A 19,776-nucleotide genomic window follows, 5' to 3' on the forward strand; every position below is an offset into this window, starting at 1 on the left:
GCGGCGGGCGGCCGCATCCATTGCGAACAGGTTGACGCCATGACCTTGCACTCCTTGTCCGGGACAGAGGCCGCAACGCCAGCCAACAGCGGCGGCTTCATGCCACGCACTCCAGTCCCGCTGGTGCTGCACGATCCCGCGAATGGCGGCGATCGCGACGACGGCGGCGGTGACGCCCTCGGCGATCTCGTCTGCCTGGCCGCGCAATTGCTGGGCTGCCCGACTGCATTGCTCTCGGTGACTGAAGGCGGGCGCCGCCTGCCCCTCGCCGCGCACGGGGCCTCGCTGCTGCCGGCCGGGCACGCGCTGTGCCACGGGCTCGGACACGACACGCCGCTGCTGTTGCTGCCCGACGCATCCGCCGATACACGTTTCCGTCACGACCCGGCGGTGACCGCTGTCGACGGCGTGCGCTTCTACCTCGGTATCGCACTGTTCGGCTTCGACGGCGCGCTGGCCGGCACGCTCGCGGTCGCAGACCACCGGCCACGCAACGACGTACCGGCACACGCGCCGGCGACGCTGCGCCGCCTCGCGCGGCTCGCGACGCAGCTGACCAGGCGACACGACGTCGGCGACGGTCGCCGCATCGAGCGGCGTGGCCAGCACGCCACGACGCAGGACCCACTGACCGGCCTGCCCGACCGCAATGCGCTGCTGGCCACCCTGGAAGCACTGCGCGTGCAGGAGACGCCGCTCGGCGTCGCGTTGCTCGGCCTGGACAATTTCCGCCTGGTCAACGACACGCTCGGCCATGCAATCGGCGACAGCGTGCTGCAGATCGTCTCCTCCCGGCTGCTGGCAAGATTGCCGCCCGACGCACACCTCGCGCGTTTCGGCGGCGACGAGTTCGCGATGATATTCCCGGCCGCGGCTGCCGACGGCATCGAGGAACAGTTGCAGGCGATGCTGCGTGAGCTCGCGAGGCCCTGCGAGGTCGACCACCATCGCGTGCACCCGGAGGCCCGTGTCGGCTTGGCCATGGACGATGGCATTGATGCCAGCGAACTGATGGCGCGGGCCGGACTTGCGATGCAGCAGGCCAAGCGCAGCGGGGGCCAGCGCCTGCGCTGGTTCTCCTCGGAACTGCTCAAGGACGCCATCGATCGCCGCCAGCTCGACCTCGAACTGCGCCGCGCCTGCCGCGATGGCGAGTTCGAACTGCATTACCAGCCGCAGATTGACCTCGCCAGCGGGCGCCCGACCGGCGCCGAGGCGTTGCTGCGCTGGCGCCATCCCGAGCGCGGCCTGCTGATGCCGGCCGAGTTCATCGACGCACTCGCGCATAGCGCTGTCGCGCTGGCCGTCGGCCGCTGGATCATGCAGCGTGCGTGCCGGGACGCGGCCGCGTGGCCGGAAGTCGACGGCCGCAGGATGACGGTCGGCGTCAACCTGTTCCCGGTGCAGTTCGACGACGAGCGCTTCCTCGACGAGGTTGACGATGCGCTCTCGGCAAGCGGGCTGTCGCCGGCCCAGCTCGAACTCGAACTGACCGAAACCATCGCGCTGCGCGATGACGGCATGGCCGAGTACTCACTGGCGCAGCTGCGTGCGCGCGGCATCCGGGTGGCCTACGACGACTTCGGCACCGGACATGCATCGCTGTCGATGCTGCATCGGCTGCCGGTCGACCGGGTCAAGATCGATCGTTCCTTCGTACGCAACGTGCTGGAAAACCGCGGCGACGAAGCGATCGTGCGCTCGATCGCACTGATCGCGCGCAACTTCGACCTGCAAGTGGTGGCCGAGGGCGTGGAGACGCCGTCGCAGGCAGCGTTCCTGAACGCACTGGGCTGCAAGGACGTGCAGGGGTTCCTGTACTCGAAGGCGATGGTATCGGCCGAGTTCGATCGTTGGCTGCTGCCACACCTCGCCGCGCCGGGCGCGCGGCAGGTGGCCCGTGGCTGAACCGGCACAAGCGGTGCACGGCATGCGTGCATCCGCGGAGCCAGGCCGCGAAGGGCATGCCCACGAAGCGCGCGCATTCGTGTTCGACCAGTGCGATTTCCGGCGCGTCTGCCGGATGATCCATGCCCGCGCCGGGATCCACCTCGGCGCGCACAAGCGCGACATGGTCTACAGCCGGCTCGCGCGCCTGCTGCGCGCGCGCGGGCTGGAGCGCTTCAGCGACTACCTCGACATGGTGGAGGCGGACGCCGGCAACGAGGCTCAGGACTTCGTCAACGCGCTCACCACCAACCTCACTTCCTTCTTCCGCGAAGACCATCACTTCGATGCGCTCGCGACGCAACTGCACGAGTCCCGCCGCGACGGCCGCACCTTGCTGTTGTGGTGCTGCGCGGCATCGACCGGCGAGGAGCCCTGGTCGCTGGCGATCACCGCCTGCGAGGCATTCGGCACGCTGGCGCCACCGGTGCGCATACTCGCCACCGACATCGACACCGGCGTGCTGCAGGTGGCGGCGCAAGGTATCTATCCGCTCGAGCGTATCGAGGCGATCGACATGCAGCGCAAGCGCCGCTACTTCCAGCGCGGCAGCGGACCGAACGCCGGCCAATGCCGGGTACGAGCGGAGCTGCAGGCGCTGGTCGAATTCCGGCCCTTGAACCTGCTCGATGCCGATTACGGCCTTCCCATTGCGGCGTATTCGGCGGTGTTCTGCCGGAACGTGATGATCTATTTCGACAAGCCGACCCAGTACCACGTGCTGCAGCGGATCGCACCGCTGCTGGCGCCCGAGGGGCGGCTGTATGCCGGTCATTCGGAAAGCTTCAATCACGCCCTCGACCTCGTGGTGCCATGCGGCCGCACCATCTACCGCGCAACGACGCCGGCCAGGCGCCGATGAACGTCGCATTCGCAGAAGCCGCGCCCGGCGATTACTACGACAGCGCGCTGCAGACGCGGGCGATCCGGCTGTTGCCGGCCGACTACATCGCCACGGACCAGCCGCTGGCGCTGGTGACCCTGCTCGGCTCGTGCGTTGCAGCCTGCCTGTACGACCCGGCGCTTGCGCTCGGCGGCATGAACCACTTCATGCTGCCCGGCGGTCCCGGCAACGACGCCATCTGCGCGCGCTACGGCGTGCATGCGATGGAACTGCTGATCAACGACCTGCTCAAGCGCGGCGCGCGGCGCCAGCGCCTGCTGGCCAAGGTCTTCGGCGGCGGCAACGTGCTCAGCGGCTTCCACAGCGCCCCGATCGGGACACGCAACGCCGACTTCGTGCTCGAATATCTCGCCGCCGAACGGATCCCGGTGATGGCGCAGGACCTCGGCGGCATCCATCCGCGCAAGGTCGGCTTCTTCGCCCAGACCGGACGCACCCTGGTCAGGCACCTGCCAGCCACGCGCGACGACGGCATCGTGGATGCCGAGCGCGCGCTGTACGGTCGCCTCGCCCGCGCCCCGGTCAGCGGCAGCGTGGAGCTGTTCTGAGTGGACGTCCCCCCGGGCAGCCCGGCCCGGCCGGTGCGGGTGCTGGTGATCGATGATTCGGCGCTGGTCCGCGCACTGATGACGGAATTGCTCGGTGCCGACCCCGGGATCGAGGTCGTCGGCAGCGCCGCCGATCCGTACATCGCGCGCGACAAGATCCGAAGGCTGTCGCCCGACGTGCTGACGCTGGACGTGGAAATGCCGCGCATGGACGGGCTCACTTTCCTGCGCAACCTGATGCGGCTGCGGCCGATGCCCGTGGTGATGGTGTCGACCCTGACCGAGGCCGGCGCGCAGGTCACGCTCGACGCGCTGGCGCTGGGCGCGGTCGATTTCGTCGCCAAGCCGAAGCTCGACGTCGCCCGCAGCCTCGCCGGTTACGACGGGTTGCTGGCCGAGAAGATCAGGCATGCGGCGCGCGCGCGCGTGGCGCGCATCGCGGCGCCACCGGCTGCGGTGGACTACGACGGTCCCCTGGGCTACCGCACCACCGAGCGCCTGCTCGCGGTCGGCGCCTCCGCCGGCGGCACCGAGGCGATCCGCGACCTGCTGTCGCGGATGCCCGCCGATGCGCCGGCCACGGTCATCGCGCAACACATCCCGGCTGCATTCAGTGGTCCGTTCGCAGAGCGCCTCGACCGCCACAGCCGCATGACCGTGGTCGAGGCGCGCGACGACCAGCCGTTGCTCGCCGGTCATGCCTACGTCGCTCCGGGTGGCCGGCATCTGCGCGTGGTGCGCAGCGGTGCCCGCTGGCATTGCCGGCTGGGAGACGACGAGCCGGTGCGCCGGCATCGTCCCAGCGTCGACGTGCTGTTCGAATCGGTCGCCGCCCACGCCGGCGGCAACGCCTGCGCCGTGCTGCTGACCGGGATGGGCGACGACGGCGCGCGCGGCCTGCTCGCACTGCGCCGGGCAGGCGCCTGCACGTTCGCGCAGGACGAGGCCAGCAGCGTGGTCTGGGGCATGCCGGGCGCCGCGGTCGCGCTCGGCGCGGTCGGGGCCGTGCTGCCGCTGCAGGAGCTGGCCCATCGCATGCTCGCCGCCGCTGCGGACGGACGGCCCGGCATTGCGGATCGTCGAACCTGTGCACGGATTCGCTAAAGCGTGCAGCCCCCCGGCCGTTATCGAAGCAGACCGCCCCCGACGAGATCGACGATGGACTCGCGCGTACTGATTCGCCTCGCAGCGCCGCTTGCGCTCACCCTGACCCTGGCATGCGCCGAAGCGTTCGGCCTGCCTCCGCCTATCCGCTGGGGCGCGCTGGTCGCCACGACCCTGGCCTGGCTCGGATTGGCCTGGAGTCTGCGCCCCGGCGCCCGCAACATGGCGTTGCTCGCCGAACAGACCCGCGTGCTCGACGAGCTGCGCAACTTCATCGGCGCCGAGGTACAGGGTTCGCGAACCGAGATCCAGCGCACCCGCGAACTGATCCGCGAATCGGTCGCCAGGCTCGGCGGCAGTTTCGAGGCGGTCAACCGCAAGTCGCGCCAGCAAAGCGAGGTGGTCGCACGCATCATCGACCGCAGGGGCGGCGACGGCGACAGCGGTGGTGGTGCCGACGTGCACCATTTCGCACAGCAGGCCAGCCAGCAGATGGAGCAGCTGGTGGAAGCCCTGGAAGCCGTCAGCGGCCAGAGCAATACCACCGTGACCCACATCGATGCGATGGCCGAACACCTCGATGGCATCTTCTCGCTGCTCGAGGACGTCAAGTCGATCGCCGACCAGACCAACCTGCTGGCCCTCAACGCGGCCATCGAGGCTGCGCGCGCCGGCGAGGCCGGTCGCGGCTTTGCAGTGGTGGCCGACGAGGTCCGCAACCTGTCCGAGCGCTCGACCGCGTTCAACGAACAGATCCGCAAGCTCGCGCACAGCTCCAAGGATTCGATCGCCCGCGTGCGCGACACCGTCAGCCAGATGGCGTCGCGCGACCTCGACCGTTCGCGCGGTGCGCGCGCCGAGGCCGCGGCCATGCTCGAGCGCGTCGACGGCATCAATCGCGGCCTCGGCAACGGCATGCGCGAGATCGCCGAGTGCGGCCGCGCGATCGACGGGTCGGTCGCCGAGGCGGTGCGCTCGCTGCAGTTCGAGGACATTGCCACGCAGGCGTTGACCGCAGCCAACGTGCACCTGGAACGGCTGGGCGCGATCAACCACGAAGCCAGCGCGCTGCAGGACCTGCTGCATCGTTGCGGCGGCCACGCCGGCGCCGAGGTGCACCGGGCGCTGGGCCAGCTCGGCGCACGCATCATGCAGATGCGAAGCGAATGGGAGCGTCCGCCGCACAAGCCCGTCATGCAGCAATCGATGGATGCCGGCAGCGTGGAACTGTTCTGACCGCGCCACGTTCGCGATTGCCGCGGCCGGCTCTGCGCCACATTTCCGGCACTCCGTGGTTGTGGCGAACCCGCGTGGGCAGGTAGCGTGGCGGGACATGCCCGCCATCGACACCCCGAACTCGACCCCGCCCGGCTGGGCGTTGCTGCCCGAGGTCACGCGCCTGCTGCTGGCCGTCGTGCTGCCGCTGCTGGCGCTGGCGGCGCTGATCCTCTGGTGGGGCACGACCACTGCACGCATGGGGACGCCCGTGCGGCTGGACACCGCGGCGGAGTCCAGCGGTCACGAGATCGACAACTTCCTGCGCTCACACCAGGCGATCCTGCAGGTGCTGGCCGAGCGGCGCAGCGCCACCGGCGACATCGACGACCGCGCGGCCTGGTCGGCCGACCTGAGCCGCATCCACGATCGCTACCCGGCCTTCGCCACGCTGCTGGTCGGCGGGCCTGACGGTCGGCTGTTGTTGACCGAGCCGGTCCTGCCAGGCCCGGCCGCCGGGCGTTCGATCGTCGACCGCGACTATTTCCGCGAGCCCCGGCGCAGCGGGATGGCGTATGTCTCCAACGTCTTCGGCGGCGGCGCAATGGATCGGCCTGCGCTGGTGGCCATTTCAGCGCCGCTGTACCGCGATGGCCGCTTCGCCGGCGTGGTCGTGGGCGTGATTGGCATCGATGCGTTGTCCTCGCGCGCCATGACCTTGCGCGAACGAGGTTACGAACTGCTGCTCCTGGATCGCAGTCACGCGGTCGTGCAGGCCAGCGAAGGATTGCCTTACCGGCCATTGGACGTGCTGGGCGACGACGGCCGCGACCACTCGCTGCTCGTGCTTCCGCAAGTCCGCGGCCACGAGCGCATGCAGCGGCTGCCGGATGTCCTTCGTGATGGCAGCGATGCGTATGCCCTGGCGGTGCCGTTGCAGGTCGGCTGGCAGCTGGTGCTGCTGCGCCCCGAGCGCCTGATCTCGGCCGAACCGATGCGCGGCGCCGCGCTTCTGCTCGGCCTGCTCGCACTGGTATTGCTCGGCATCCTGGCGGTCGTCGGCATCAAGATGCGCAAGCTCGGTCGCAGCGTGCACGGCCTGCTCGAACGCATGCAGCTGTTCGCCCTGGACCGCACCCCGACGCAGATCCCGGTCGACACCCTGCCACGCGAGCTGGCGCCGGTGGCCGAGGCGATGAACGAACTCGCCGCGCGCGCCCGCCTCGCCTACGACGACATCAGCAGCGGCCTCCACGAGCAAAGCCGTCTGCGTGAGGAATTGCAGGCCATGGCGCAGCGACTGTTGACCGCGCAGGAGGACGAACGCCGCACGCTCTCGCGTGAACTGCACGACGACATCGGCCAGGCGATTACCGCGATCAAGCTCGGTGCCACCGCCTTGCTCGACGATGATCCGGCGCGGCGGGAAATCATCGACGAGATCGTCGCCGTCGCCGATCAGACCGTGGTCAAATTGCGCAACCTGTCCCTGCTGCTGAGGCCGCCGCAGCTCGACTCGCTCGGGCTGGAGGCGGCGTTGCGCGGCCAGGTCGCACTGCTGGCACGCAACGCACGCACCCGTATCACGCTACAGGTCTCGCCCTTGCCGCAGCGTCCACCGCCGGCGCTGGAGCTCGCCGCCTTCCGCATCGCGCAGGAAGCGCTGACCAATGCCATGCGCCACGCCAACGCCAGCGAGATCGACGTGTCGATCGAAGTCGACGAGCAGGCCCTGCGCCTGCATGTCAACGATGACGGCAATGGCTTCGATCCGGATCAGGTGCGCGGACTGGGACTGCTGACGATGCGCGAGCGCGTTCAGCAGCTCGGCGGCACGCTGGTCATCGACACCTCTCCCGGCGCCGGCACCCGCATCTGCGCGAGTTTGCCGATGCCCGCCGCGGAATGATGATTGCGACGGTGACGCGCATGGGCGGTTGCCGCCGCTTCGCGTCACGGTTGTCGACGTCAAGGTCCCGCGATGGAGAGTCTGAACTGTGCGCGTGTTTGTACTTTGTATGGAACGTGCTTTGGCGCCTCGCCGCCTGCGGTATCGTTGCAGGCTGTACTGCACGAACATGGGCAAAGGGGGCGCGGTGCTGATCCTGATGGTGAATGAAAACGGTGGCCAGGCCGCGCAGATCGAACGCGAACTGGTCGAACAGGACCTGGACTGGCAGCTTGCCCACGCGGAGAGCGCGGCGACCGCACTGGACATGGCGGCGGAGCTCGCCCCCGACGTGCTGATCTGCAGCGAGCGCATCGGCTCCACCCAGGGCCTCGCGCTGCTGGCGCAGTTGCGCGAGCGCCATCCGGAAACCGTCCGCGTCCTGCTGATGGATGCCGGCCGGGAACACGACGCGATGCAGGCGCTGGAAATCGCCCATCGGGTGTTGCCGGAACCCCCGGAGGCGCTGGCGTTGATCGAGGCGGTGGAAAGCGTGATGGAACTGCGCGCGCTGCTCGACGACCCCGGCCTGAAGCAGGCGATCAGCCGCGTCGGCGCGCTGCCCGCGGCGCCGCGCCAGTACCTGGCATTGACCCGCCTGCTGCGCGATCCCGATACCTCCGCTGCGCGCATCGCCGAGGTGGTCGCCCAGGATCCGACGGTCGCCGCGCGGGTTCTGCGCCTGAGCAATTCGGCGTACTACTCCGGCGGACGCGAGATCAGCGACCTGCGCACGGCGGTCACCCGGCTTGGCCAGAACGCGCTGCGCCAGATGGTGCTGGCGAGCGAGGTGTTCGCCGCCGGCGCGGACGCCGATGCCATGCGCGACCGCTCGCTGCGGATCTCGCAGCTCGCCGGCCAGCTGCTGGCGGGTCCCAGCGCGGAACTGGCTGCCACCGCGGGCCTGCTGTCCGAGGTCGGCCTGCTGCTGCCCACTCCCGGAGTCCAGGGCGGTGACAGCACCGTTGCCCCCTACAGTGTCACCGGCGCATATCTGCTCGGCCTGTGGGGCCTGCCGGCACCGATCGTGGAAGCGGTGGCGTTCCACTTGCAGCCGGCGCGGATCCGCGGCAGTTTCTGGGTCACCGGCGCTGTGCACGTGGCCGCGGCGCTGGTCAACGACCGGGAGGTCGACTCGAACTACCTGCGCACGGTCGGCCAGCTGGACCGGTTGCCGCGATGGCGGGCGATGGCGGACGCGTTGATCGAAGCCGCCTGAGGCATCAGGACCGCCACGCGGGTCGACGCGACGCAACGGCGCGATGCCGTAGCCGTACAGCGCTTCTTTCATTCCGCGCCCCGCGGCACCCTGCTCCGGTGGCCGCTGGCGCTGCCAATATCGTCGTAACCACCCGTGACCGACCACCGGGTTGGTACGGAACACGCAGGTTGCCCGAATCCACGCGCATCCCTATAATCGTCAGGTTCGCTCGGGCCAATCCCCCGATCAGCCGCCCACGACGGGCGTCACCGTCGAATCCACACCCGCTGCAACCACCCGTGCCGGGGTGTCCCTCGCCCTTCAGGGCGAGGGATCTGGACACGGAGGCAGCGGGGAGGCCCAACCCCGGAACCTTTCGCCCAAGCCGCCCATGCGGGCTGCGACGGCGAGCCGCCCCACCCTTTCCGGCGGCCGGGTTCCCCATCAGGAGTCACCAGCAATGCCCCAGATCACCATGCGCCAGATGCTGGAAGCCGGCGTGCATTTCGGCCACCAGACCCGCTACTGGAATCCCAAGATGGCGCCGTACATCTTCGGCGCCCGCGGCAAGATCCACATCATCAACCTCGAAAAGACCATGCCGCTGTTCGGCGATGCGATGAACTTCATCTCCGGCATCGCCCAGAAGCGCGGCATGATCCTGTTCGTCGGCACCAAGCGCAGCGCGCGCGACGCGATCAAGGAAGAAGCCGAGCGCTGCGGCATGCCGTACATGACCCAGCGCTGGCTGGGCGGCACGCTGACCAACTTCCGCACCGTGAAGGCCTCGGTGTCGCGCCTGAAGACGCTGGAAGCCGGCGAGACCGACGGCAGCTTCGACAAGCTGGTCAAGCACGAAGTGCTGGGCCTGCGCCGCGAGCGCGAGAAGCTGCTGGCCTCGCTCGGCGGCATCAAGGAAATGAACCGCCTGCCCGACGCGCTGTTCGTCATCGACATCGGCCATGAAGACATCGCCATCAAGGAAGCCAAGAAGCTCGGCATCCCGGTGATCGCCGTGGTCGATACCAACTACGACCCGGCCCTGGTCGACTACCCGATCCCGGGCAACGACGACGCCATCCGCGCCGTGCAGCTGTACGCCGCCGCCGCCGCCGACGCGGTGCTGGAAGGCAAGGCCGCCGCGCCGAACGTCGCCAGCGTGCGCGAGGAAGAGTTCGCCGACGCCGATGGCGACAAGCCCGCCCGCCGCGCCCCGGCGAAGAAGGCCCCGGCCAAGCGCGCATCGGCCAAGGACGACGGCGTAGCCGAGGTTCCGGCTGCCGCGGAAGCGACGCCGGCTGCAGACGCCACCCCCGCCGCCGAGTAATCCGGTGGTCACGCAGCCGCGCGACGATGCGCGGCTGCACTCCAAATCCGTGCAGGCGCGGCTTCAGCCGCGAGCTTTTGCCGGCCCCGGGCAGCGCCACACGCCCGGAAGCCCATCGGAATCGCATGCCGATTCACGCCCCAAGAGCTCGCGGCTGAAGCCGCTCCCGCAGAACACCACAAACGAATCACGAGGTATTACCCATGGCTGAAATCACCGCATCCCTGGTCAAGGAACTGCGCGAGCGCACCGGCGCCGGCATGATGGAATGCAAGAAGGCGCTCACCGAAGCCAACGGCGACGTCGACGCGGCCGCCGAGGCGCTGCGCAAGTCCGGCCTGGCGAAGGCCGACAAGAAGGCCGGCCGCATCGCCGCCGAGGGTCGCGTCGCGATGGCGCAGGAAGCCGGCAAGGCGGTCCTGGTCGAGATCAACTCCGAGACCGACTTCGTCGCCAAGGACGCAGGCTTCGTCGCCTTCACCGAGGCCGTTGCCAATGCCGCGCTGGGCGCCGCCGACGTCGAAGCACTGAAGTCCGCCAGCATCGATGGCAAGACCGTCGAGGAAACCCGCGCCGAGCTGATCGCCAAGGTCGGCGAGAACGTGCAGGTGCGCCGCATGGCCCGCATCGACAGCGCCAACAACGTCGCTGCCTACGTGCACGGCGGGCGCATCGGCGTGCTGGTCGAGGTCAAGGGCGGCGATGCCGAACTGGCCCGCGGCCTGGCGATGCACATCGCGGCGATGAACCCGCCGCACGTCAAGGCCTCCGATGTCCCGGCCGACTTCGTCGCCAAGGAAAAGGAAATCGAGCTGGCCAAGATGTCCGAGAAGGACCGCGCCAAGCCGGCCGAAATCCTGGAGAAGATCATCGGCGGCAAGATCGCCAAGATCGTCAACGAGGTCACGCTCTACGGCCAGGACTACGTGCTCGACACCAACCAGAAGGTCGAGGCCGTGCTCAAGGCCGCCGGCGCCGAAGTGGTCGGCTTCCAGCGCCTGGCCGTTGGCGAGGGCATCGAGAAGGTGGTCGAGGACTACGCCGCCGAAGTGATGAAGCAGGCCGGCCTGGCGTAATCGCCGCCGCGCATGTTGCAGTGGAAAGGGCCGCGATATCGCGGCCTTTTCTTTGATTCTTCTCTCGCCTGGCTTGGAAACGCGCGGCCGCAATGACCCGGCGCCGGGTGCGAATGCCCTTGAATGCGAATGTCCTCCGGCGTCGGCCTTGGCCGACGCCTCCCCCTTGATTTCGCACCCAAGGACATTCGCACCCGCGTTCCGACTGGCACAGAGCTCCACACCGAAAAGCAAAGAAGCTTGGCTTTTCAGCGAGTCTGCAATCCGCAGCCCGACGTGGCCTGCAGGCCTTCGGGGCGAAATCAAGGAGGAGGCATCCGCCGCCAGGCGGATGCCGGAGGACATTCGCTCCGAAGGCCTGCAGGTCGCGACGGGCCCGTCAGGTCACGATGCGATGTGCAATCGGACAAGAAAAGAGGTGGACAGCGTCTGTTGCAACAGGCCGAGCTCGGCCCAGGCTAGGACGCCAGCGTGGCCGCTCATCAGCTCCCTCGGATGGGAGAAGAATCTTCTCCACCCCGCCGAAGCGATTACTCCGCCAGCGCGTAGATCGCCGGCAGATTGCGACCCTGTTCGTGGAAATCCATGCCGTAGCCGAATACATAGCGGTCCGGTACCTCCACGCCCACGTAGTCCGCGCAGACGCCATCGACGCAGCGGTCGTGCACCTTCACCGCCAGCACCGCCATGCGCACGTCCGTCGCACCCTGGTCCTCGCACCAGCGGCCGACCGCCTTCAACGTATGGCCTTCGTCGAGGATGTCGTCGACCAGCAGCACGCGCCTCCCCGCCATCGGCGTGGCCGGGCGATGCAGCCATGCCAGCCCAGACCCCGACGTGTTGCCGCGGTAACGGGTGGCGTGCAGGTAGTCGAATTCGACATCGAGCCCGCGCTCGCCGAGCGCGAACGCCAGCTGCGCGGCGAACGGCATGCCGCCGTGCATGATGGTGACGAACAGCGGCGGTTGCGCGTCGTCGGCGTAGTCGCCGCGGATCGCATCGGCCATGCCCGCGATGGCGGCCTCCAGCGTTGCGCGGTCGTGGATGACATCGGCGTCGCCGAGGACATCGGCCAGGCGCGGCGTGCTCATGCGATGCTCCCGAAGCGCGACTGCGACTGCGTGTAATGGGCGTCCGCCAGCAGCCCATCCCAGCCCAGCGCGCCACGGCCGATCAGGCCGGTCAGCGCCATGGTGTTCAACTTGCGGCCCTGCACCGCCGCCAGCGATTCGGCCACCAGGTCCGGATGGCACACCAGCACCACGTCGCAACCGGCGTCAAGGTGGGCATCGACGCGCGCTTTCACGCCGCCGGCGGAGAACGCCGCCGCCATGCCGATGTCGTCCGAGAACACCACGCCGCGGAAGCCCATCTCTGCACGCAGGATGTCCTCGATCCAGATCCGCGAGTACCCGGCCGGTTCCGGCGCCACCTGCGGATAGCTGATGTGGGCGAGCATCACCGCGTCCGCGCCTGCGGCGATGCCGGCGGCGAACGGGATCAGGTCGGTTGCGCGCATTTCGTCGAGCGTGCGGTTGTCGACGGCGTTGTCGAAATGGGTGTCCTCGCGCACCGTGCCGTGACCCGGGAAGTGCTTGATCGTGGCCGCCATGCCCGCGGCGTGCATGCCGCGGATGTAGGCGCGGGTAAATTCGGCGACCACCTGCGGGTCGTCTGAAAACGCGCGGTCGGCGATGGCGAGATTGCCGCGCCCGAGGTCGACCACCGGTGCGAAGCTCAGGTCGACGCCGCTGGCGCGCACCTCGCTGGCCATCACCCAGGCGTGTTCCTGCGCGCGTTCCAGCGCGGCGGCCGGGTCGGTGGCGTATTGCCGGCCGAACTCCTCCAGCGGCGGCAGCGCGCTGTAGCCTTCGCGGAAGCGCTGTACGCGCCCGCCCTCCTGGTCGACGCAGACCAGCTGCGGCCGTGGCGCGGCTTCGCGGATCGCGGCGGACAGCTCGGCCACCTGCGCCTTCGAGGCGAAATTGCGCTTGAACAGGATCACGCCGGCGCAGGCGTCATGCTGCAGCCAGTCGCGTTCCTGGGCGTTCAGTTCGGTGCCGGCGACGCCGATCACGAGCATGCGGGGTGGACCTCAATCGATGACGGACCGCATTGTCGCGCAGTCCGGGTGACGGGTGTAGGGCGGGCCCGGACTGCCGCCTGCGGCCCGGCGATCACCAGCGGGCGAAGGGATGCGAAGCGAGCGCGAGGTTGTAGTAGCGGACATCGTCGGTGACTTCAGCACCCAGCCACGCCGGATGTTCGAAGCGTTCATCGGCGGCCCCAAGCTCGATCTCCGCCACCACCAGGCCGGCGTTCTCGCCCAGGAATTCATCCACTTCCCACAGGTGTCCGGCATGGTCGACATGGTGGCGGCGCTTTTCGACGATGCCACCCACGCACAGCGCCAGCAGCGCGCGGCCGTCCTCGACCGGGATCGGGTAGTCGAACTCCTGGCGCGTGTGGCCGGCTTCGCGGGACTTCAGGTTCAGGAATGCCTCGTCGCCGGCGATGCGCACCCGCACCGAGGCGCGCTGCGCGCCGCTGTCCATCGCCGCCTGGTCGTTGATGTAGCCTTGGGCCATCGACACGACCTTGTGCGCCTGCGCGCGCCAAGCGTCATTGGTGACGAGGAACTTGCGTTCGATTTCGATGGGCATGTGGCTGGCAACTGGAAAATGAGTTTGCAGGAGCGGCTTCAGCCGCGAGCTTTTCGAACGATCCTGCATCCTGACAACGCTCGCGGCTGAAGCCGCTCCTGCAGGATCCGCATTCCGATCAGGGCTCGAACATCGCGATCGACTCGACGTGCGCGGTATGCGGGAACATGTCCATCACGCCCGCCGCGCGCAGCTTCCAGCCGCGCTCGTTGACGAGGTAGCCGGCATCGCGGGCCAGCGATGCAGGATGGCAGCTCACGTACACGATCCGCTTCAGGCCCTTGAGCGGCAACTGCTTCAGCACCACGTCGGCACCGGAGCGCGGCGGATCCAGCAGCAGCCGGTCGAAGCCGGCGCGCATCCAGGCGTGCCCCGACAGGTCCTGCGCGAGGTCGGCGGCATGGAACTGCGCATTGGGCAGCTGGTTGTGCGCAGCGTTCTCGCGCGCACGCGCCACCAGGCCCGAATCGCCTTCCACGCCCACCACCGCGTCCGCAACGCGCGCCAGCGGCAGGGTGAAGTTGCCCAGTCCGCAGAACAGGTCCAGCACCCGCTCGCCTGGCTGCACATCCAGCAGTTCGAGCGTGCGCGCGATCATCTTGTCATTGAGCCCGGCATTGACCTGGATGAAGTCGAGCGGGCGGAACCTGAGCTCGATGTCCCACGCGGGCAGCTGGAACGCCAGCTGGGGGTCGGCTGGCCACAGCGGATGCACCGAATCCACTCCGCCCGGCTGCAGGAACAGCGCGAACCGATGCGCCTGCGCGAAGGCGAGCAGCGCGGCGCGGTCGTCGTCCGACAGCGGCTGCAGATGGCGGAACACCAGCGCGATGCCGTCGTGGTCGGCAGTGGCATCACCGGCGATGAACTCGACCTGCGGGATGTCGCGGCGCGCGTCCAGGCCATCGATCAGCGCCGACAACTGCGGGATCGCGGCGCCGATCGCGGGGATCACGGTGTGGCATTCGGACAGATCGGCGACGAAGCGTGGATCGCGCTCGCGGAATCCGACCAGGGTCTTGTCCTTTTTCTCCACCCGCCGCACCGAGAAGCGACCCTTGCGGCGATAACCCCAGGCCGCATCGGTCAGCGGCAGCAGCACGGCGCCGGGGGTGACGTGGCCGATGCGCTCGAGATTCTCCAGCAGCACCCGCTGCTTGGCGAGGATCTGCTTCGACTCTTCCAGGTGCTGCAACGCGCAGCCGCCACAGGTGCCGAAGTGGATGCAGCGCGGTTCGACGCGGTCCGGCGAGGCCTCCAGTACGTCCAGCGTCACCGCCTCGTCGAAGCTGCGCGAACGCGTGGTCTGCTTCGCCATCACCCGTTCGCCCGGCAGCGCGCCGGCGATGAACACGGCCTTGCCGTTGTCGCGACGGGCGACGCCGCGGCCATCGTGGCTCAGGTCGAGGATATCGGCGGGAAACGGCGTCTGGTCGAGTCGGGCCACGTGGCGAAGGCTGCGTGCACAGGGCCGCGTATTGTCGCAGATGCGCCGTTCCCCGTAGGAGCGCCCATGGGACGCTCCTACGGGATGTGAGAACACCGTCGGGGGCGTCGCCCCGACCTACGTCATTTCTGCTTCCAGCTGCCGCCGGACTGGTACCACCAGCCGGATTTCGCGCTCGCCACCCACTGCTTCGCGAAAACCTCGCGGATCTGCGATTCCCACTCCGGATGCTTGTTGGCCACCGCGATCTCGCGGTACACCGCCTTGGAATCGCGATTCTGGTCGGCAACCGCCTGGTTGACCTTCACCCGGTCGGGCAGCGCGATCTTCGACGCGTCGCGCACCGCGACCTCGCCGTTGCCGGTGAACCCGAGCGCACCCGAATCGAAATGCTTGCGCAACGTACCGTCGAAGCGCCCGGCCATGCGCGCCTGGATCGCCTGGATCGCCGGCGTCTTGATGGTGATGTCCGGCGTGCCCTGCGCGTGCGCGGTGCCGATGCCCAGCAACATCAGCGGGTCGAAGCGCAGTGCCATGCCACCACCGCTGTCCTGGTCTTCGGGCGCCGGTGCCGGCGCCGAGGGTTGCGCGTCCTCGCCGATGACCTTGTCGACGAATTCCTTCGCCGCCTCCCGCGCTTCGGCGGCGGGGAAGTAGACGTTGATGGTGACGCAGGCCGTCAGGGCCAGTGCGGCGGCGATCGGCATTCCCATCCAGCGGCGCATGTGTCTCTCCTCGGTGCGTGGTGCGATTGTGCGAACAGGTGATTCGAGCATGGTCATTCGGACATGGATCATTCGAACACGGGCTTGACGTCGCCGCTGCCCACCGCGGCCAGGCGCTCGACCAGGGTTGGCCAGTCGACGTTGCGGTTGAAGCCGACCACATCGAGCCGCGGGATGCCGGCGCCATCGACGATAGTAAATCCCTCGCCCGATGAATGCAGGCCACCCATTGCGCAGACCTGGTTCGCCAGCCGGCAGGAAATGCCGATGCGGGCATAGCCGAAGTCGTCGAACAGGCCGATCAGGCGCGCCTGCAGGCTGCCGACGAACGAGGCGTCGCCGACGCTGGAGATGTTCTGCACCGCGCGCTGGCTGATGCGCTGGCGCACGCCGCGGCGACGCACCGTGTGCAACTCGGCGTCGAAGGTCACCGGCGACCAGTCGACCAGGCGCAGGTCGTCGATGCGGCCATCGAGGCGGCCGCTGATGCTGCCGAAGTCGAACACCTCGGTGATCGCCATCAGGTCCAGGCCGTGCAGGGCGAAATCGGCGGAGAGCGTCGGGGCGACGCCGAACGGGCGCTCCATCGACAGAGCGGTGACGTCGACGCTGCCGTCGAAGACCTGCATCGACAGCCCGCCGTCGAAGTCGAGGCGGTCGTCGGCGTAGCGCGCGGCCGGGATGCGGCCGTCCAGCGTGCCGCGGAACGCCGGCCCGCCCAGCGACTGCGACAGCTCGCCCAGTTGCAGGCCCTGCAGCGCCAATCCGAATCCGATCCGCAAGCCCTCCCCGCCCGCCGGCGGGTGCACGACCAGGTCGTCGAACCGGACCTGTCCGCCCAGCATCGACATGCTGACCGGCGCGCGCGCGCGCAGTGCGCCATCGGCGCTGCGCCATGGCAACTTCGCGGCGCCGAACGCGATGCCCTGCAGCGCACCCGAGCGCCAGCGCAGCTCGCTGTCGACCGGCGCACCACCGGACAGGCGCAGGTCGCCGTCCAGCCCGGCGAACGCCAGCCCCTTGCCCGGCGCGCCAATCGTGATGTCATGCAGTTGCGCATCCACCGACGACAGGCCGCCGCCGGACAGGCGCACGCGCGCATCCAGCGCACCGCTGGCCTCGAGGTCGGGCAGCCCGGCGATACCGAGCCAGCCGGACAGGTAGCGCGCGCCGAGCGCGGACAGGTCGCGGCTGTGCAGCTCGATGTCGAGATCCTGCAGTTCCGCGTCCGGGCCAAACGCCGCCGTGCCCTGTGCGGCCAACGCGGTGCCGTCGTCCCAGCGGATCGACGACAGCGACCAGCCCCGGTCGCCGTGCTGCATGGCATCGAGGCCGAACGGCAGTGGCTGCTCCGGCAGCACGACATAGGTGGTGCCGTACAGGAACTGGCCGCCGTGCAGCTCGCCGTCGAGCGACAGCAGCGTGGCATCGGCAGGCTTGCGATAGTCGATGCGGAAGCGGCCGCCGAGCTGGGCCGCCGCGATGCTGCCATCGGGGGTTTCGAGCCCGCCATCGGCCAGTACCAGCGTGCCGTCGACGCGCAACGGGCGCCGTTCCGGCGTGCGCACGGCGAGCCGGCCGCCGAGGGTGCCCGCCGTCAGCCGGCCGTCGCCCCAGGCCTGCGATGACAGCGCCTGCGCCCAGGCCACGGGCACCCGGGCCAGGTCGATGATCGTGTCGTCCGGGGTCGCCGCATTGCGGTGCAGGGCAAGACTGGCGCCCCCTTGCGACAGCGTGGCATCGGTACTCCCGCTGGCCAGCGCCACGGAAAGCAGGAAAGGCTTGCCGCCGGCCGCGCGCAGTTCGCCATCGCAGCGCCAGCCGCCCTGGCCGTCGCGCGCGAGCGGACAACGCCATTCGAGCGAGCGGAAGCGGTAGCCCAGGTCCGGCGCATCGACGCGGGTCGCGCGCAGCCGCAGTTCGCCGCTCGCGGCCTGCGCGGGCCAGTCCAGCCGCACTTCCACGCCTTCCAGCGTCGCCACCGCCGTGGTCACGCGCGCGATCTTCGCGGTCATCGTCCGCGCCTGCGCGGGCATCGCGCAGGCGAGCAACAGCAGCGGCAGCAGGTGTAGGATCGCCCGTGGCATGGATGCAGCATACCCAGCGCACGTGAGCACCCGCTGATGCGCCGCGGGCATCCATCCCCGACGGGTGCCCGTCAAGTCAATGGAGGACCGGATGACGACAAGACTCCTGCTGGTCGAGGACGACCCCACCACCGCGGCATTCCTTGCCGCCGCCGCGCAAGGCGTGCCTGCCGAAGTCGATGTCGCCGGCAGCTGCGCGGCAGCGCTCGCCCTCGCCGGCCACCAGGACCGGCATGACCTGTGGCTGATCGACGCCAACCTGCCCGACGGCGACGGTGCCGGTTTGCTGGCGACGCTGCGCGCGCGCGGACTGCGGGCGCCGGCACTGGCGCATACGGCCGCGCTGGAACCCGACATCCTCGCCGCGCTGCGCGAAGCCGGCTTCCGCGAGGTGCTGGTCAAGCCGATGCCGGCCACGACGCTGCAGGTCGCGGTACGCGATGTGCTTGGCCTGCGCGTCTCGGAAGCCGCGCCTCCCGCATTCCGCACTGGCGCAATTGAAGGCACCTGGGATGATGCCGCCGCACTGGCCGCGCTCAATGGCGAGCGCGCGCACGTGGATGCGCTGCGCAAGCTGTTCCTCGGCGAGCTTCCGGATGCCTGCGACAACGTGCGCAGCGCAGCGCATGCCGGCAACGTCGATACCCTGCGCGCGGCCCTGCACCGGCTGCGCGCGAGCTGCGGCTTCGTCGGCGCCGCGCGCATGGCGGCCGCCGTGGCCGGGCTGCAGGAGTCGCCGCATTCCGGGCAGGCGCTGGCGCACTTTCTCCAGGCCGCTCAGGACACGCTGTCGTCGGCATCGGTCCCCGACGAGGCCTGAATCTCCTTCGGGGCAGCGGCGATGCGCCCCAGTTCGCCCATCAGCTCCCACGACTTCAATCCACGGCCACCGAGGTGATGCGCCAGCACCTCGCGCAGGGCACGCCGCAGGCCCTGCAGGTCGTCGGCTACCGGCGCCTGGTCGCCGGCCAGCGCGAGCAGCGCACGGCCAGTCGCGGTGCGGCTGCGACCGCCTGCGTCGATGCGTTCGCTCAGCACGCGACGCGGGCCGTGTTCGGGATCGAGGCGGTAGCGCGCGGCCGGGTCGACCGGCGCGCCATCGCCGTCGTGCGACAGGTCGAAGCCAAAGCCGAGCGCTTCGAGCAGGTCGCGTTCGAAGCGACGCAGGGTCCACGCCAGCGGCGCGCCTTCGCGCAGGCGCTCGCGCACCTGCCCGTAGAGTTCGTACAGGCCGGAATGCGGATCCTGGCGCGGCGCCAGCCGCAGCATCAGTTCGCTGACGTAGAAGCCGGCCAGCGCGGCGTCACTGGACAGGCGCGGCGCGGCATCGATCGCCTCGGCACCGCGCAGTTGCGCGAGTTCGCCGCGTTGCACGCCGTCGAAGCGGATGTGCTGCAGGGGTTGCAGCGCGGCGCGCAGCACATGCCGCTTCGGCCCCTGCACGCCGCGCGCGACCATGCCGATGCGGCCGTGGTGCTCGGTCAGCAGTTCCAGCAGCACGCTGGTCTCGCGCCAGGGGCGTGCATGCAGGACGTAGGCGGGTTCGGCGTCGTAGCGCATGCTCAGCCCGTTGAGGGGCAGCTC

17 protein-coding genes are annotated in these 19,776 nt (G+C 69.3%); 10 read left to right on the plus strand and 7 right to left on the minus strand.

What is annotated here, in order from left to right:
* Positions 1-39 precede the first annotated feature (39 nt).
* The 9 genes from ACTJIL_RS07530 (at position 40) to tsf (ending at position 11,270) form a co-directional block, all read left to right on the plus strand.
* Positions 40-1,908, plus strand: coding sequence for a putative bifunctional diguanylate cyclase/phosphodiesterase (locus ACTJIL_RS07530; protein WP_440754919.1), 1,869 nt, complete (start codon positions 40-42; stop codon positions 1,906-1,908).
* A 22-nt stretch (positions 1,909-1,930) separates the two neighbouring features.
* A complete protein-coding gene (locus ACTJIL_RS07535; protein ID WP_440754920.1) occupies positions 1,931-2,809 on the plus strand; it encodes a CheR family methyltransferase in 879 nt (292 codons plus the stop codon).
* Positions 2,806-3,399: a chemoreceptor glutamine deamidase CheD gene (gene cheD / locus ACTJIL_RS07540; protein ID WP_440754921.1), complete on the plus strand. Its 594-nt coding sequence runs from the start codon at positions 2,806-2,808 to the stop codon at positions 3,397-3,399. The genes ACTJIL_RS07535 and cheD overlap by 4 nt, the downstream gene beginning before the upstream one ends.
* Positions 3,400-4,503 (plus strand): protein-glutamate methylesterase/protein-glutamine glutaminase, encoded by a 1,104-nt coding sequence (locus ACTJIL_RS07545; protein WP_440754922.1) that lies wholly within the window; start codon positions 3,400-3,402, stop codon positions 4,501-4,503.
* A 54-nt stretch (positions 4,504-4,557) separates the two neighbouring features.
* Positions 4,558-5,739, plus strand: a complete 1,182-nt coding sequence (locus tag ACTJIL_RS07550) for a methyl-accepting chemotaxis protein (RefSeq protein WP_440754923.1) — start codon at positions 4,558-4,560, stop codon at positions 5,737-5,739.
* 97 nt (positions 5,740-5,836) lie between these two features.
* Positions 5,837-7,627 carry an ATP-binding protein gene (locus ACTJIL_RS07555; protein WP_440754924.1) on the plus strand — a complete coding sequence of 597 codons (1,791 nt, stop codon included), beginning with the start codon at positions 5,837-5,839 and terminating at the stop codon, positions 7,625-7,627.
* 199 nt (positions 7,628-7,826) lie between these two features.
* A complete protein-coding gene (locus tag ACTJIL_RS07560; RefSeq protein WP_440754925.1) occupies positions 7,827-8,885 on the plus strand; it encodes an HDOD domain-containing protein in 1,059 nt (352 codons plus the stop codon).
* 442 nt (positions 8,886-9,327) lie between these two features.
* Positions 9,328-10,194: a 30S ribosomal protein S2 gene (rpsB, locus tag ACTJIL_RS07565; RefSeq protein WP_440754926.1), complete on the plus strand. Its 867-nt coding sequence runs from the start codon at positions 9,328-9,330 to the stop codon at positions 10,192-10,194.
* Positions 10,195-10,397: 203 nt separating this feature from the next.
* Entirely contained in the window at positions 10,398-11,270 is an 873-nt protein-coding gene (gene tsf, locus ACTJIL_RS07570; RefSeq protein ID WP_440754927.1) for a translation elongation factor Ts, read from the plus strand.
* A 530-nt stretch (positions 11,271-11,800) separates the two neighbouring features.
* Here the strand turns inward: tsf and ACTJIL_RS07575 are convergent.
* The 6 genes from ACTJIL_RS07575 to ACTJIL_RS07600 all read right to left on the minus strand — a co-directional run bounded on the left by ACTJIL_RS07575 (position 11,801) and on the right by ACTJIL_RS07600 (position 18,192).
* Positions 11,801-12,361: a hypoxanthine-guanine phosphoribosyltransferase gene (locus ACTJIL_RS07575; protein WP_440754928.1), complete on the minus strand. Its 561-nt coding sequence runs from the start codon at positions 12,359-12,361 to the stop codon at positions 11,801-11,803.
* Complete coding sequence (gene nagZ / locus ACTJIL_RS07580; RefSeq protein ID WP_440754929.1) at positions 12,358-13,353, minus strand: beta-N-acetylhexosaminidase; 996 nt, start codon at positions 13,351-13,353, stop codon at positions 12,358-12,360. The genes ACTJIL_RS07575 and nagZ overlap by 4 nt, the downstream gene beginning before the upstream one ends.
* A gap of 94 nt (positions 13,354-13,447) precedes the next feature.
* Entirely contained in the window at positions 13,448-13,933 is a 486-nt protein-coding gene (locus ACTJIL_RS07585; RefSeq protein ID WP_440754930.1) for a CYTH domain-containing protein, read from the minus strand.
* Between the two features lie 118 nt (positions 13,934-14,051).
* Positions 14,052-15,380 (minus strand): 23S rRNA (uracil(1939)-C(5))-methyltransferase RlmD, encoded by a 1,329-nt coding sequence (rlmD, locus tag ACTJIL_RS07590; protein ID WP_440754931.1) that lies wholly within the window; start codon positions 15,378-15,380, stop codon positions 14,052-14,054.
* Positions 15,381-15,502: 122 nt separating this feature from the next.
* Positions 15,503-16,105 carry a DUF1318 domain-containing protein gene (locus ACTJIL_RS07595; RefSeq protein WP_440754932.1) on the minus strand — a complete coding sequence of 201 codons (603 nt, stop codon included), beginning with the start codon at positions 16,103-16,105 and terminating at the stop codon, positions 15,503-15,505.
* 68 nt (positions 16,106-16,173) lie between these two features.
* A complete protein-coding gene (locus tag ACTJIL_RS07600) occupies positions 16,174-18,192 on the minus strand; it encodes a hypothetical protein (RefSeq protein ID WP_440754933.1) in 2,019 nt (672 codons plus the stop codon).
* A gap of 91 nt (positions 18,193-18,283) precedes the next feature.
* Here ACTJIL_RS07600 and ACTJIL_RS07605 point away from each other — a divergent pair, with 91 nt between their 5' ends.
* Positions 18,284-19,012 carry a response regulator gene (locus ACTJIL_RS07605; protein WP_440754934.1) on the plus strand — a complete coding sequence of 243 codons (729 nt, stop codon included), beginning with the start codon at positions 18,284-18,286 and terminating at the stop codon, positions 19,010-19,012.
* Here the strand turns inward: ACTJIL_RS07605 and recO are convergent.
* The gene (gene recO / locus ACTJIL_RS07610; protein WP_440754935.1) at positions 18,970-19,752 is read right to left on the minus strand and encodes a DNA repair protein RecO; all 783 of its coding nucleotides are present in this window, start codon (positions 19,750-19,752) and stop codon (positions 18,970-18,972) included. The two genes, ACTJIL_RS07605 and recO, sit on opposite strands and share 43 nt — an antisense overlap.
* Between the last annotated feature and the right edge of the window lie 24 nt (positions 19,753-19,776).

Source organism: Luteimonas sp. 22616 (assembly GCF_052044325.1).
Classification (GTDB): domain Bacteria; phylum Pseudomonadota; class Gammaproteobacteria; order Xanthomonadales; family Xanthomonadaceae; genus Luteimonas.

Coding starts and splice junctions, on each gene's coding strand:
- ACTJIL_RS07585 (WP_440754930.1), bottom strand. CDS start 13,933: ATGCCCATCGAAATCGAACGCAAGTTCCTCGTCACCAATGACGCTTGG.
- nagZ (WP_440754929.1), bottom strand. CDS start 13,353: ATGCTCGTGATCGGCGTCGCCGGCACCGAACTGAACGCCCAGGAACGC.
- ACTJIL_RS07535 (WP_440754920.1), top strand. CDS start 1,931: ATGCGTGCATCCGCGGAGCCAGGCCGCGAAGGGCATGCCCACGAAGCG.
- tsf (WP_440754927.1), top strand. CDS start 10,398: ATGGCTGAAATCACCGCATCCCTGGTCAAGGAACTGCGCGAGCGCACC.
- ACTJIL_RS07550 (WP_440754923.1), top strand. CDS start 4,558: ATGGACTCGCGCGTACTGATTCGCCTCGCAGCGCCGCTTGCGCTCACC.
- ACTJIL_RS07605 (WP_440754934.1), top strand. CDS start 18,284: ATGACGACAAGACTCCTGCTGGTCGAGGACGACCCCACCACCGCGGCA.
- ACTJIL_RS07530 (WP_440754919.1), top strand. CDS start 40: ATGACCTTGCACTCCTTGTCCGGGACAGAGGCCGCAACGCCAGCCAAC.
- recO (WP_440754935.1), bottom strand. CDS start 19,752: ATGCGCTACGACGCCGAACCCGCCTACGTCCTGCATGCACGCCCCTGG.
- ACTJIL_RS07575 (WP_440754928.1), bottom strand. CDS start 12,361: ATGAGCACGCCGCGCCTGGCCGATGTCCTCGGCGACGCCGATGTCATC.
- ACTJIL_RS07555 (WP_440754924.1), top strand. CDS start 5,837: ATGCCCGCCATCGACACCCCGAACTCGACCCCGCCCGGCTGGGCGTTG.
- ACTJIL_RS07595 (WP_440754932.1), bottom strand. CDS start 16,105: ATGCGCCGCTGGATGGGAATGCCGATCGCCGCCGCACTGGCCCTGACG.
- ACTJIL_RS07560 (WP_440754925.1), top strand. CDS start 7,827: ATGGTGAATGAAAACGGTGGCCAGGCCGCGCAGATCGAACGCGAACTG.
- ACTJIL_RS07600 (WP_440754933.1), bottom strand. CDS start 18,192: ATGCCACGGGCGATCCTACACCTGCTGCCGCTGCTGTTGCTCGCCTGC.
- cheD (WP_440754921.1), top strand. CDS start 2,806: ATGAACGTCGCATTCGCAGAAGCCGCGCCCGGCGATTACTACGACAGC.
- rpsB (WP_440754926.1), top strand. CDS start 9,328: ATGCCCCAGATCACCATGCGCCAGATGCTGGAAGCCGGCGTGCATTTC.